The following is a 13,309-nucleotide window of genomic DNA, read 5'->3' as shown; positions in this document are numbered from 1 at the left end:
ATGAATAATAAACGACACAACCGGAATACAACCATGAACCGATACGCATTCGTCACCACCATCCCCATCCGGACCGGTGCCCTTCAGCGCGGTGTCGCCATCATCACCGAGCATAACGGCAATATCAACCGGGTCCACTTTGACCGCGGCATCGATCCCCATACAACCTTCTTTGAAGTGACCGCCACCCCTGAGGAATACGAGAGTATCCGCCAGGGACTCGCTGAGATCGGCTATCTGCAGACATCACTTGAGACCTTTGCGTCCCTGAAGATTCATATCCACCTGCCGCATGAATCAGGGGCGCTCAATGAATTTCTGACGATGACCACCGGTGCCGGGGCACAGATCACCTCCATCACCTTTGATGACGCGGGCATTCACCCGGACCGGGTCACCATCAGCATGAGCGTCCGCGAGAGTGGTCCCGCTGAAGAGCTCCTCGATGCACTCAAGTCACGCTACCCGATTGAGGTGCTGGAGTTCGACAGCACCGGTGAGAGCCTCGATGACACGGTATTCTACCTGCGCTTTGCCCAGAATATGCGCACACTCATCGATACCAAAGACGACGACTTTCTTTTGCGGTTCCTTGGTGAGATCAATCACATCGCACAGGATCTGACCGCAAGAGGCGAAGACCCAAAGACGGTGTTCCAAAATGTGCTGGGGGCAGGCGAGTATATCGCAGCCACCTGCGGAGAAGGATTTTATGCAGATGTGCAGATACTGACCCTCTCTGAAGAGGTGACACTCTATGCCATTCAGCTCCCCGGCGGCGGAAACATCTACCTCTTCCGGACTCTGGACGGGTTTGAAATGCTGGATACGGGCTACGCAGTCTACCACCGGGACGTGATGCAGCTCTTTGCCGCATACGGCCTGCCGGTCGCAGAAGGGCTGACCCGCATCATCATTTCCCACGGGGATGCGGATCACTGCGGAGCAGGCGGGTTCTTTGACGTGCCCGCCCTGATGCACCCTGCGACCCGGGAGATCATCCGGACCGGCAACCGGGCCTGGGGGTCCCGGAGTGAGAATCTAGTGCTCGAAGAGGTCTACACCACGATGATTGCCCACTACTCCCGGTGGAATCCCCCGGCAGAAAAGAATATCCGCCTCATCAGACCGGGAACCGAAGAGAAACGCTCCATCTTCCCCGTGGTATGCCGCCTTGCCATCGGCGATCTCAGCTTCGAGGTTCTGGAGACACCGGGTGGCCACCAGGTGGGTGAACTCGTCCTCTACTGCCCGGAGAAAGGATATCTCTTCACCGCAGACAGCCTGATTAACTTTGCGAGCCTCACTGAGGAGAGGCGGCGCTACAACTCCTATGCCGACTACCTCGTCACATCAGTGAACGTAGATTCAGAGCTTGCACGGGCCGAACGGCATGCCCTCTCCGGACTTGCACAGGAGTTTACAGAAGAAACCCACCGGACCTGCACCATCTTTGGCGGGCACGGGGCAGTCTCGGAGTACCAGGACGGCAGGCTCGTGGTAACAGGCACCATTGAGCACTACACACATGCCGGGGGTAGGGAAATCCCGGAGGAGACAGCCTGATGCGCACCGTCGCCTCTCCAAAGAGAGAGATCCGCCGGATTGCAGCGGATATGGAGGCGGCACAGACAAAAGGGGACCTGGGAGAATGTCTTGCCCGCGAGGTGAAACGATTCGGCCGGTATGACCTTACTGTGATCAGTGCACGGGTCAGGCAGGAGGTTGATATCCTGCCCATGCCCTACCGCGAGGAGTTCCGCCCGTATGCAGAGAAATGGTTCTTTGGGCGGTATCACAAACTCCTGAAATGTGACCGGGCAGGAGCCTGGACACATATGCAGGATCCCATCACAGACCGTAAGACGTATGTGAAATTCTGTCGCATGATCCCGGATGCCTGCCTCAGGAACCAGCCCGATGCACCCTATCCCGGAGAAAACGAGACAATGATCCCGTTTTATCAGCTTTTTTATTACCTTCTCTGTGCCTTTGCGATGTTTGTCTGTGACGAGCCCGGTCACCCGGTGGGAACACCGTTTCCCGGCGGATTCACCGTGCACCAAAAGAATGGTGCCTATTACTGTGCCATCCGGGACAAGGAAGAGGAGATATGGCACTCGATATGCAACTTCTGCCCGGCCCTGCAGGACCCCGACAATATCTGATAGAAGAGATTCACACAGGCCGGCAGGCTGGCCCACCGGACGGGGATGCGGTAACTTTAACACCTACCTGAATATACCTAAGGCTGGTAACATACATGTCAGGAGAAGACTTCTTTAAACTGGCTACCGATGAACTGGACAGTCTCATCAATGCCAATACCATCATGGGCGATGCAATCGATGCAGGGGACAAGGTCATCATCCCTATCGCCTCATTCGGATTCGGATTCGGTGGCGGAATGGTAAAAGGAAACGGGAAAGATACGACGAAGGGTGAAGGCAGCGGCGAAGGGGCCGGAGCCGGAGCCGGTGGCGGCGTCTCACCTGTTGCACTCATCATCCTGCACAAGAAACTGACCGGAATTGAAAGTGTGCAGGTGATCTCGCTCAAGAAACACTCCGCCATATCAGAGGCCATCGCCACCATCGGTGAGAACGTCCTGCCGCAGGTGACAGAGGCCCTGAAGACGATGACAAAAAAGAGCGAACCGGAAAAGCCCGCTGCGTCCGAAGGCCCGACTGAAGTGCCGGAAGAGACAGAGACCACATAACCGGGACAACCCCAACCCTTCTTTTTATGATATACGGGATTATTCTCATTGCAGCAGCACTTCTCATCGTCTTCATTGCAGCCCTGCTCATCATTCTCTGGGCAGTGCCGGTGAACCTCAGCGGCCGGGCCAGACTCTGCCGGGACGCACCGGCACTCCTCTTTGGATTCTGTGCAGAGTGGGGAATTATCTCCCTGCATGCAAATGTCCCGGATGAGTCCACCATCGAGGTATCTCTCTTCGGACGGACGGTCAGAAGAGTCCTGCCCGAGACAGTTCCAACGGAATCCCCGGAGAAAGAAGCAGAGGAGACAGACAAAGAGAAACCGGCACCCGATATCATCGGCATCGCGGATGCGGTGCTGCCGCAGGCAGGCCCCATCCTGCACCAGATTGCAATCGACCACCTGCGGGCCTCGGTCAGATTCGGACTGGGTGATGCGGCCCTGACCGGAGAGGTCTTTGGCATCCTGATGGCCCTCCGGGGCATGCTGATGGCGACAGGAGAGCGAATCTCCCTTGCAGCCGCTGCAGAATTTCATGAACATGTGGTGGAAGGCGAGGCAGAAGGGGCCATCCGGATTGCCCACCCCCTCTCTCTTGTCCCGCCGGTGATCCGTATCATCCGCCACCCGGCGGTATGGAAGAAATGGTGAAAGGCAGATGAAGGAGATGATCAGGACTGAGATGCCGTACATCCGGGGCAATGTAACAGTAATCCCCGTATTCCGGAGCAGGACAACGGTATTTCCGGGAGGAGGTGCGGGAGATAAAGAACCCGTCGGCCTCCTGATACACTCGGGCACCAGCCTGCGCATCGTCTCGTTTACCATATCATTTGCATGGTGGGATGAACTTGCGGGCGCCTACCCGGATCTGCAGTCTCTGCACCCGGTCTTCCCGGAGAGATCACCGGAACGACCACAAAAATAAGAGAATATTTTGTTTCACTCAAACCGGAGTGCCTCAATCGGATTGAGGTTTGCCGCCTTCCATGCCGGATAGAGACCGGATATGAGGGTGACAAGGAGCCCGATACTCATCCCGTAGGGAATATAGAAGAGCGTCTCCGGATAGAAGAGATAGGACGCGTCCTGCAGCATGATGGAGACGACGATGTAGCCGCCTGCAAAGGAGAGGACACCGCCGATACATGATCCGAGCAGGCCCAGAATGAACGCCTCATACAGATACATCCGCATCACCTCAAACCGTTTTGTCCCGATACTCCGGATGATGCCAATCTCCTTGATGCGTTCGGTCACCGACATCATCTGGACATTAAATATAGAGACACCGGCGACCAGAAGTGAGATGCCGCCGATGGCCGTCGTGAAGAGAGAGATCTGGTTGAAGGTCTCTATGATCATCTCGAGGATCATACGGGTGTCGTAGATCGTCACCTCGTCTTCGCGACGGTTGAGCGTCCGTTCAATCGCGAGTTTGACCGCGTCGATGTCATTGATGTCACGCACCTTGACAATGACCTGGTCATAGTTGTCCTGATCATAGGCTGCGGAGTACCACCTGTCAGAGACGATGAGCGCATTGTCCGGGTTGATGTCAAAGCCCATGCCCTGCTCCTCAAGAATACCCGTGATGCGTACGGTCTCGTTGCCGACCCTGACCCGGCTGCCGGTCTTCAGGTCATACTCGTCTGCAAGCGAAGCACCGGCAAGGGCACCGCTGGTGCTGCGGGGGACGATACCGTCTGCTATATCGACCATTAAGGGGATCTGCTCCGGGCGGATGCCGTAGAGGGCGGCCACCGTCTTATCCGGCCCGATCTCTATTCTGTCCGCACCGGCGTAGATGGGTACCGCATCATTGGGGGCAACCACCCGGATGATCTGCTGGAGCTGCCGGTCAGTGATACGGGCCTCAGTCGTCACCATATTCTGGCCGGGCGACCCGACAACAGGAATAACGATGACCGAGTCACCCACCGTCGAGAGAGAATCCGTGACCGAGAGCGTAAGGGAACTGCCGAGAATGCCCATGGATGATATTGCAATCACACCTATCACAATGCCTGCTACCGCAAGGAGCGAGCGCAGCCAGTTGAGGCGAATGTTGCGTTTCGAGATTTCAAAGAATATCATGCAACCTTCCCGTCCACGATGGTGATCGTGCGGCTTGCATAGGCCGCGATGTCGGCATCATGCGTGACCATGATGATGGTTTTGCCCCGGCGGTTCACTTCAGAAAGCATGTCCATGATCAACCGCCCGGTTGCCTGGTCCAGATTACCCGTAGGTTCGTCACAGAGCAGAATCGCCGGGTCATTGATGAGCGCCCGGGCGATGGCCACACGCTGCTGCTGCCCGCCGGAGAGCTCCCTGGGCTTGTGCGCGAGCATCTGTTCGGTGAGGCCGACCTTCAGCAGGAGATCTCTGGCACGGGAGTTGCCCTTCACTGCCTGCCGGCTCTTGAGAATCATGGGATACTCCACGTTCTCAAGGACGGTTAAGAGCGGAATCAGGTTAAACTGCTGGAAGATGAAACCGATACGGTCCCGCCGCAGTTCGGTGAGTTCATCATCTGAGAGTGCACGGGTGTCACGGCCGTCAATATAGAGGTCTCCTGACGTTGGGACATCCAGACTGCCGATGAGATTGAGGAGGGTGGATTTCCCGGAACCGGAGGGCCCCATGATGGCAATAAACTCTCCCGGCATCACCGCAATGCAGACCCTGTCCAGTGCCACCACGTCACCAAAGGGCAGGGAGTAGACCTTTGTTGCCTCTTCCAGACGGATGACCGCATCCTTTGGAAGCTTTTCGGCACAGTCCGGGTTCTTCACTTCTTCTTCCATGAGTAGTAGATGACGCCGGCAACAACTGCCGTACAGATGATAACGACCACAATCCAGACGAGAGGCAGTTCATCACTCGCGACAGGCCTGCTGTTGTCAGGGAAAGCAACGGAAATGAGCGGAATACCAAGCTGGTCTGAGTAGCGGTTGCCGTCCTTATCCTTATAGCTCGTGACAAGCGTAATCTCCTCTGTGCCCGGTTCAACCGAGAAGGTCGCTTCAAAGCTCGCAAAGTCGTCCGGTTCAAGGGCACCGATCACATAGGAGCGGTACGGGTCCACAGGAGTCGCCGGAGATCCGGTGGTGACCACCACTGACTTCGCATCTTCGAGCCCGGCATTGGTGACGTCACCGGTGATAATATAGTGGTCTCCTTCCGAAGTGACCTTGATATTGTTGAGAACCGTCTCCGCCTGTTTGCGGTCAATGCCAAAGGTGACCGGCACCGCTGTGGTGATCTCATGATCATTCATCCCGTTCCGGTAATGGACGGTAAACTCCATCGGAGTTTCTGAGTAGGGCGTGACAGAAAAGGTCGCCTCAGCCGCCTGGTCGGGTGCAAGGGTGCCGATGAAGTGTGAGGTCTCGGTCGTCTCGTAGCCGTTTGTCAGCGGGGTGATCACAACCCCGTTCACTGTGTTTTCCCGCGGGTTTCCGACCATGATCGTGACGTCCTCCTTTTTACCGGATGTAAAGGCATCCGGCCGGTCGGTCACCGAGAGGGAGAGTCCCGAGTTCTCCACTTTGACCGGGACACGGTAGCGCAGACTGGAGGCGTCCCGCAGGTCAAGATAGAAGAGCGGATAGTATATGCCGTCCGCTGCATCTGCTGTTATCGTAAAGGTGAACTGCAGACTATTGCCCGGTCCGATTGACCCGACTGACCCGTAGTTCTCGTCTCCCTCGACGTCGAGTTCACTGGAATAGAGTTTTGCCCGTGCGATGGCAACAGGCGTCGTGCCGGTGTTTGTCACTGTCACCTTTACAGTCCCGCTGTCGCCATACATGAACTCCCCGGGGTCAATGACCACATCGGTGACACCAAGCAGGCCCTCAACCATTGTCGAGGAATCCGCCGCTGTTGCCGGGACGATACAGAGTAACAGCAGAATACAAAAAACAGGTATCTTATATCGATATTTCATTTAGATCACCCAATATACGGAAGGAAAATAAGCAGGCAGTAGATGAGAACCGGGATGCCGACCGAAATCAGGGCGTCTTTTCCTGAGAGGTTTCTGGCCTCCTGCATACCGAAGACCCAGATATTTGCACTCCAGAGGACAAAGAGAAGTGATATGACCCCTGCTATCATCATGGAAGGTCCTGACATGAGCTCTGTTACGGCGGCACTGGCCTGCAACGGGTCAGATACCGCCCGGATGGTTGCACCTGAGAGAGAGAAGTAGACGATAATACCAGAGATAATACTCCCGAATACCATCGGCAGAGTGCCGTATCCTGCCACCGCAAGGGTGCGCTGGAAATCCCCCTTCCCACCCCGCAGGGCAGATATGCCATGGAAGACGGCGGCAATGATGACCCAGAAGATAATAGTGGCAATGAATGCCGAGACAACAGCAATGCCAACGATGATCGAACCCAGCCCCGCTATATCTGACGGCAGCATTGCCATTGTCACCGATGACATATAAGCGGCAGATACAGCGCCCACAATACCTGATAGCAATACAATTGCAAGAGGTATCTTTAGATCCGGTTTATCCCCCTCAAGGCGGCCGGGAAAGAAGGCCGCCGGCCGAAGCAAAAGATCGGCAATATTCATCATGATACTCATTGGTGCTCCTCAATAACTAATATATTCACAGGGTGGAGATAAGGGGCATGAAACGCACAGAGCTGGCAGGGGCCGCAGTGATGGGGATATTTGTCTGCATCCTTCTCATCATTTTTGCCCCGGTCATTCTGGTGCTCATCGCAGGCTGCATTGTTGGCGCATTCCTCGTATATGTGATGCTGCTGGCGGCACCAGCCTCGTACAGTGACGGAGAGCAGGAGATCACAGACGATGAGTGCCTCTTTGTCTGCGATGACATCTGAAGCGCATCCAGTCGATGGAAAGGATAAAAGGACTGACTAAAAATAAGGAAACGGATTATTTCAGACCTGCTGCCCTCATCGCAGCAAGGCGGACCACGGACTCCGGTATACCCTCATAGCGTCTGCCTCCTGAACATTCACCCTCAGACCCGTCACAGCTGCCGCACATTGAGCAGGTCTTGGGCACATAGAGTGGGACAATCTTCTCAAAAGGGATACCATTGAATGAGAGCTGCACCGGGCCGTCCCCTTCTGTGATGGTGCAGGGAATACCCTGCCTCTCCAGCAGAGACCGGATGTCACGCATGACCTCCTGCAGCGGGCGGTTTGTATCAGAACAGAGAACAACGGAGGGCACCGGCCCGTCCGGCCGCTGCCAGACGATGGTGACACCCGCTGCGGCACCGAAGGTCTCGTCCACCCATGCAAAGACGAGGTCACGCACCGTCCTGAATCCCTCCATGACGTCACCGTCACTCCCCACAAATTGCGAGGGGTCGGAGATCGGGTGGTCAATCACCCGGCGGGCAGGCGGCAATACCGGGCAGATGCCCGAACAGTCACAGAGCCGTGCAATGGTGTCAAACTGCCGGTCCATGAACTCTCCCAGTGGTTTAGGTGCATGCCCCGCCATCGGAATGCCTGCCTCTTCCATCACCCGGACGGTATATTCGCTCATTGATGAACCTGGATAGTTACCTGCCGAGAAGGCAGCATACCGATCCCCATAGCGGGCATTCAGGTATGCCTCGGCCATCTGTGACCTGCCTGCATTATGATTGCAGACAAAGAGAATGTCCTGTGTCATGGTTCTTTCACATCCATTTATGAAAATCAGGTATCTTTATCTGTATCTTTCTCTGCTTCCGTCGGCCCGGCACTGCCAAAGAACGGATCAATATGCACCAGCACATCCACCACACCCTCCACCTCCGCCTTCATGCGATCGCGGACACGGTTGCCGATGAGATGGCCCTCACGGACGGTGATATCCGGGTCGACCACCACATGCAGGTCACAGAAGATCTCGCCCGGTTTCCCGCGGCAGCGGAAATCATGGTAGCTGTAAACACCTGCTGTTGTCTGCATAATCGCATCGATTTTGTCATAGTCCACAGGAGCGGATGCGTCTGCGAGTACTTCCACTGCATTATAGAGAATTTCCACCCCCATCTTTGCGATGAGAACGGCAATCCCGAGTGCGATGAGAGCATCTGCAACCGGATACCCCAGACAGACGAAGACAAAACCGCCCAACACAGAGAGCGAGACAAGGATGTCGCTTGCGGTGTGCTGTGAATCAGCCAGCAGAAATGAACTCCCCTCTTCTCTGCCCACGCGGCGTTCGTAGAGGGTGATGGTGATATTCACACCGATGGTGGCGACCATCACTGCAACGGTGAGTGGCGTTATATCAGGAACACTCCCGGAGAAGAACCGTCCGAAACCCTCGTATCCGACAACAACTGCGGTGATGAGAAGGAGGATTCCGACCACCATGGTGCCGATGGTCTCAAACTTACCGTGGCCGTACTGGTGCCGGGTGTCCGGTGGAGCATCGGCGATGTAAATACTGATGAGGCCCACAATGTTTGAGACCGAATCAAAGAGCGAGTGGACCGCATCGGCGACCATACTCACTGACCCTGCAAGAGCTCCGACAACCCCTTTTGCAATAGATACGCAGAGGTTCAGGAAAAAGGTGAGAATGAGAGTATTGCGGACACGCCGGTAATTCACAGACAATCAGAATAATTCTGAGTCGGCATCAGATAAGGCTTTCTTACGGTGCAGGCCCACAACACCTGCATCAGGGAAGCATGCGGCAATGGCATCAGCAAGGACACGACAGAGTTGCCGGTATCCGTCCAGTCCGTCCGCCCCTGACGCACCGGGAACAGGAATATTCAGGGTGTGTATCTCCCCTGCGGATGGGATGCGGCAGGCACGCTCCCGCACCGCAGGTGAGAGAAATACGATGGTGCCATATGCTGTTTCTGAGCAGGCACCGAGAGGCCGGGGCTGGTGGGAGGAGAGGTCAATGCCTCTCTCCCGCATCACGGCCACCACACCCGGGTCCACCGGGGACGGGAAGAGACCGGTACTCTCTGCTGTGTAGCGGTTGTCTGTTGCTGCGTTCAGGATGGCAGCGGCCATCGGCGAGCGGACCGAGTTATACGTGCAGACGAAGAGGACACGATGCGGGTCACAAGTCATGTCAGTCACCAAAAAAATGTGTTAGTCTGAGAGAGCTGCGATGCGCCGCATTGCCTCTTTCAGCCGGTCGAGGGATGCCGCATAGGAGAGACGGACCCACCCCGGAGTGCCGAATGCGGTTCCCGGTGTCACCGCCACATGAGCTTCTGCGAGCCACCGGGCAGAGACCGCCATATCGTCCGGGCCTGCCTTCACGTAGGCATAGAAGGCACCCTCTGCAGGTGCGGTCTCATAGCCCATCTCATGCAGGGCAGCGGTGATATACTGCCTGCGGGTGTCAAACTCACATCTCATCGCCTCAACACATTGCTGGTCACCGGTGAGGGCGGCCACTGCGCCATGCATCGCAAACGTGGCCGGGTGGCTGATCGTATGCTGCTGCACTTTGATCATCTGCTTTGCCACCGGTTCGGGCGCTGCCGCATACCCGATACGCCAGCCGGTCATTGCATAGGCCTTGGAAAAGCCGTTCACCGTTATTGTCCGGTCTGCCATGCCGTCAAACGACCCGATGGAGACATGCGTCTTGCCGTAGATGAGCTTCTCGTATATCTCATCAGAGAGGACGTAGCAGTCGTTATCTGTCGCAGCATCGGCGATCAGCCGCAGGGAGGCAGCGTTCATCACCGCACCGGACGGGTTGGACGGACTGTTGCAGATGATCATCTTCGTCTTCGGGGTGATGACTTCAAGGAGGGAATCGTCCACCTGGAAGTCAGTCTCGCGGACCCCGCAGTGGACGGGCACGCCGCCTGCCAGCTGCACGCAGGGTTCGTAGCTGACCCACGAGGGGTCAATGATGAGAACCTCATCACCGGGGTTGATGACAGCCTCCATCGCCTCATATATGGAATCCTTCGCCCCGCAGGCGACGATGACCTGGCCCGGTGTGCAGGGAATATCGTTCTCCCTCTGCAACTTCTCTGCGATCGCCTCGCGGAGTGCCGGGATGCCGGGGGACGGGGCATAGTGGGTCTCACCGCGTTCGAGGGCGTCGATGCATGCCCGGGTGATATGAGCGGGGGTCGGGAAGTCAGGCTCCCCGATGGAGAGGCCGATGACGTCAATGCCTGCCGCCCGCATCTGTGCTGCCCGGTCAGATATCTCTATGGTGGCGGACGGTGCGATCTCTGTCACTTTCCGGGAGAGGGACCTCATGCCAACCGCTGAACAAGCTTGATTGCCGACTCAACCGCACGGCGGGCGTAATCGATTCTCTGGTGCGCCTCAAGGCGGGACATACCGGGCCCGGATATGCCGAGGGTGACCGGCTTGTTGTATTCCAAAGAGAGATCGATTATTTTACGGGCGGCGTGCTGGACGACGATCTCGTCGTGCTGGGTGGCACCCTCTATAACACAGCCGATGGTCACAACGGCATCGACATTCCCGTCTTCAAGCAGCTTTTTGATGGCAAGCGGCATGTCATAGGCGCCGGGCACATAGAGTTTCTCAGTCACTTCTGCACCGAGGAACTTTGCATGCTCTTCGCCTTCTATCTCCATCATATAGGTCAGGTCGCGGTTGAATTCTGCGACGACAAATCCGAGTTTAATTGCCATTTTATCTTCAGCTCCGTATCGTACGTTTCAGGTAAATAGAGATTGGCACTTATCCCATAAAAGTGATGCTTCCCGAAAGTGGAGGGTGACCTGCAGACAGAGGCAGGGGAATAACCACCCATGAATCAAAGCGGACGGGTTCACTTCCGGCCGGTTTTTCGCGTAGCACCGCCTCTGAATATCTGACGAACAGGCAGAAGGTCAATGGTGCTAAGGCTGCAAAAAAAAATATTATTGTCGGGCAGGGCCCGTGTCCTCAAATCCCTGGCGCTGGCCGGTGCCTGCCTCTTTGATGAGAACATCGGGCCGCAGAATCAGTTTCACCGTGTTCTCCGCATGTTCCCGGGCACGCCGTTCCGCCAGCCAGGCAAGCTCTTTGTCATCTTCTGCCTCGTCCTCATGGACAAAGACCTCGATGATGTGATGATTGGTCATCAGCTGGCACTGGATGAGGCCCTGAGACGCCTCATGGGCACAGAGCCGGTCTTTCTCCTTGCCGCCCGGCATCCCGAGGGCCATGACGATGTCACAGCCCCGCTCCTCGATGAGAATCTTTGCAGCGACCGGGAGGTCTTTGACACCGGGTACGGTGTAGCGCTCGATGGCAACGGACGCATGACGTCTGAGCTCGTCCACTGCGGCAGCGCCCATGTTGACACGGGCGAAGGTGGTGTCAGCAACCCCGACTTTCATGCAATAAGCACCTCGCAGGCGGCAGAGACTCCGTCGCCCTCGAGGGAGTATCCTGCTGCTTTGAATGCGCCTTGCACCATCGCAAGGACGGCGAGGATTTCAGGAGCACCCGTGGCACCCATGCTACCGATACGGAATATTTTGCCCTTGATGTGATCCTGGCCGCCGGAGACCTCAATGCCGAGGTCTTTGACCTTTCCGCGGATGTCTGCATCCGTGATGCCCTCGGGGTAGCAGATCGCTGTGGCGGTATTGGAGTAGGAGTGCAGGGCATCGGGCTGTGCAAAGAGGGAAAGACCCCATACATCTGCTGCCGTGCGGACGGCCTGTGCCATCTTCCGGTGGCGTGCAATCCGGGCCTCCATGCCCTCCTCGAGTGCAATGGCACAGGCCTCACGCAGGGCGAGGTAGAGTGGCACGGCAGGGGTGAATGGCGTCTGGTTCTTGGCAGCGCTCTTTTTGTAGGCCGGAAGGTCAAAGTAGAACGGCGGGTTCTCGCACTGTGCGTCCCATGCCTTCTGAGAGACTGAGAGTGCCGCAAGGCCTGCGGGTGCGGCGAGGCACTTCTGTGACCCGGTGATTGCCACATCCACGCCCCACTTGTCGGGGTATACCTCATCAGCACCGATAGAGGTGATACCGTCCATGATGAAGAGTGCACCGTGCTTCTGTGCGAGGCGCCCGACCTCTTCTGCCGGGTTCAGGATGGCAGCAGATGTCTCGTTGTGGACGAGGGTGACTACCTCTGCACCTTCTTCGAGCGCCTGTTCCAGTGCTTCCAGGGGGAGGGGCGTACCCCAGTCAGAGGTGAGTGCCACCGGATTTCCGTAGCGCTTGCTCACCTGATAGAGGCGGTCACCAAACTTACCGTTGACGAGGCATGCAATCTCTTTGCCCTGACAGAAGTTTGATATGGCAGCCTCCATACCGGCAGTTCCTGAACCGCTTATCGTCAGGAGATCGTTTTTGGTGCAGAAGATCTCTTTGAGCATGTTTGTCGTCTCTTCGACGATCTGGCCGAACTCTGCACCGCGGTGATTCATTGCCTGGCGTGCCATTGCAAACCGCACCCGTTCCGGCATCGGGACAGGACCCGGCATCATGAGAAGTGATTCATTTTGCATATTGATCAGTGGGATAATTTTTAGCGGTAATTCCATATGGAGGTTATGGAGGTTATGCAGGATATGCCGGACTCAGGCCTGTGCCCGGCAGCCCGGTAGGCCCTGACGTCTCCTGCTG

At 56.5% G+C, this 13,309-nt stretch carries 17 protein-coding genes; 6 read left to right on the top strand and 11 right to left on the bottom strand.

Annotation, left to right across the window (positions count from 1 at the left end):
• Window positions 1–33: 33 nt before the first annotated feature.
• The 5 genes from MKMG_RS02610 to MKMG_RS02590 all read left to right on the top strand — a co-directional run bounded on the left by MKMG_RS02610 (window position 34) and on the right by MKMG_RS02590 (window position 3,652).
• Window positions 34–1,566: an MBL fold metallo-hydrolase gene (locus tag MKMG_RS02610; protein ID WP_165075224.1), complete on the top strand. Its 1,533-nt coding sequence runs from the start codon at window positions 34–36 to the stop codon at window positions 1,564–1,566.
• Window positions 1,566–2,168 (top strand): DUF2115 domain-containing protein, encoded by a 603-nt coding sequence (locus MKMG_RS02605; RefSeq protein WP_165075222.1) that lies wholly within the window; start codon window positions 1,566–1,568, stop codon window positions 2,166–2,168. Before MKMG_RS02610 ends, MKMG_RS02605 begins: the two co-directional genes overlap by 1 nt.
• 95 nt (window positions 2,169–2,263) lie before the next feature.
• Window positions 2,264–2,719: a GerW family sporulation protein gene (locus MKMG_RS02600; RefSeq protein ID WP_165075220.1), complete on the top strand. Its 456-nt coding sequence runs from the start codon at window positions 2,264–2,266 to the stop codon at window positions 2,717–2,719.
• A 26-nt stretch (window positions 2,720–2,745) separates the two neighbouring features.
• On the top strand, window positions 2,746–3,375 hold the full coding sequence (locus tag MKMG_RS02595) for a DUF2953 domain-containing protein (RefSeq protein WP_165075218.1): 630 nt from the start codon (window positions 2,746–2,748) through the stop codon (window positions 3,373–3,375).
• A gap of 7 nt (window positions 3,376–3,382) precedes the next feature.
• Window positions 3,383–3,652, top strand: a complete 270-nt coding sequence (locus MKMG_RS02590) for a hypothetical protein (RefSeq protein WP_165075216.1) — start codon at window positions 3,383–3,385, stop codon at window positions 3,650–3,652.
• Window positions 3,653–3,666: 14 nt separating this feature from the next.
• On the opposite strand, the gene MKMG_RS02585 is transcribed toward MKMG_RS02590, so the two are convergent.
• The 4 genes from MKMG_RS02585 to MKMG_RS02570 are packed head-to-tail and all read right to left on the bottom strand — an operon-like array spanning window position 3,667 to window position 7,332.
• Window positions 3,667–4,821 carry an ABC transporter permease gene (locus MKMG_RS02585; protein ID WP_165075213.1) on the bottom strand — a complete coding sequence of 385 codons (1,155 nt, stop codon included), beginning with the start codon at window positions 4,819–4,821 and terminating at the stop codon, window positions 3,667–3,669.
• Window positions 4,818–5,534 (bottom strand): ABC transporter ATP-binding protein, encoded by a 717-nt coding sequence (locus tag MKMG_RS02580; protein WP_165075210.1) that lies wholly within the window; start codon window positions 5,532–5,534, stop codon window positions 4,818–4,820. The genes MKMG_RS02585 and MKMG_RS02580 overlap by 4 nt, the downstream gene beginning before the upstream one ends.
• A complete protein-coding gene (locus MKMG_RS02575) occupies window positions 5,519–6,679 on the bottom strand; it encodes a COG1361 S-layer family protein (protein ID WP_165075207.1) in 1,161 nt (386 codons plus the stop codon). The genes MKMG_RS02580 and MKMG_RS02575 overlap by 16 nt, the downstream gene beginning before the upstream one ends.
• A 5-nt stretch (window positions 6,680–6,684) precedes the next feature.
• Window positions 6,685–7,332, bottom strand: a complete 648-nt coding sequence (locus MKMG_RS02570; protein ID WP_165075204.1) for a YIP1 family protein — start codon at window positions 7,330–7,332, stop codon at window positions 6,685–6,687.
• A gap of 47 nt (window positions 7,333–7,379) precedes the next feature.
• Here MKMG_RS02570 and MKMG_RS02565 point away from each other — a divergent pair, with 47 nt between their 5' ends.
• Complete coding sequence (locus MKMG_RS02565) at window positions 7,380–7,595, top strand: hypothetical protein (protein ID WP_165075201.1); 216 nt, start codon at window positions 7,380–7,382, stop codon at window positions 7,593–7,595.
• Window positions 7,596–7,650: 55 nt separating this feature from the next.
• Here the strand turns inward: MKMG_RS02565 and MKMG_RS02560 are convergent, their stop codons facing one another.
• The 7 genes from MKMG_RS02560 to MKMG_RS02530 form a co-directional block, all read right to left on the bottom strand.
• Window positions 7,651–8,403: a DUF2703 domain-containing protein gene (locus tag MKMG_RS02560; RefSeq protein ID WP_165075198.1), complete on the bottom strand. Its 753-nt coding sequence runs from the start codon at window positions 8,401–8,403 to the stop codon at window positions 7,651–7,653.
• 26 nt (window positions 8,404–8,429) lie between these two features.
• Window positions 8,430–9,335, bottom strand: coding sequence for a cation diffusion facilitator family transporter (locus MKMG_RS02555; protein ID WP_165075195.1), 906 nt, complete (start codon window positions 9,333–9,335; stop codon window positions 8,430–8,432).
• Window positions 9,336–9,341: 6 nt separating this feature from the next.
• On the bottom strand, window positions 9,342–9,812 hold the full coding sequence (locus MKMG_RS02550; RefSeq protein ID WP_165075192.1) for a low molecular weight phosphatase family protein: 471 nt from the start codon (window positions 9,810–9,812) through the stop codon (window positions 9,342–9,344).
• 21 nt (window positions 9,813–9,833) lie between these two features.
• Window positions 9,834–10,970, bottom strand: coding sequence for a pyridoxal phosphate-dependent aminotransferase (locus MKMG_RS02545; protein ID WP_165075189.1), 1,137 nt, complete (start codon window positions 10,968–10,970; stop codon window positions 9,834–9,836).
• Entirely contained in the window at window positions 10,967–11,374 is a 408-nt protein-coding gene (ribH, locus tag MKMG_RS02540) for a 6,7-dimethyl-8-ribityllumazine synthase (protein WP_165075186.1), read from the bottom strand. The genes MKMG_RS02545 and ribH overlap by 4 nt, the downstream gene beginning before the upstream one ends.
• A gap of 231 nt (window positions 11,375–11,605) precedes the next feature.
• Window positions 11,606–12,067, bottom strand: coding sequence for a riboflavin synthase (gene ribC, locus MKMG_RS02535; RefSeq protein ID WP_165075183.1), 462 nt, complete (start codon window positions 12,065–12,067; stop codon window positions 11,606–11,608).
• Window positions 12,064–13,191 carry an alanine--glyoxylate aminotransferase family protein gene (locus MKMG_RS02530; RefSeq protein WP_165075180.1) on the bottom strand — a complete coding sequence of 376 codons (1,128 nt, stop codon included), beginning with the start codon at window positions 13,189–13,191 and terminating at the stop codon, window positions 12,064–12,066. Before MKMG_RS02530 ends, ribC begins: the two co-directional genes overlap by 4 nt.
• Window positions 13,192–13,309 lie beyond the last annotated feature (118 nt).

This window comes from Methanogenium sp. MK-MG (assembly GCF_009914725.1).
In the GTDB taxonomy this organism is placed as follows: Archaea; Halobacteriota; Methanomicrobia; order Methanomicrobiales; family Methanomicrobiaceae; genus Methanogenium.
The sequence above is the reverse complement of the archived record's forward strand: the minus strand, read 5'-3'. Positions and strand labels throughout refer to the sequence as shown.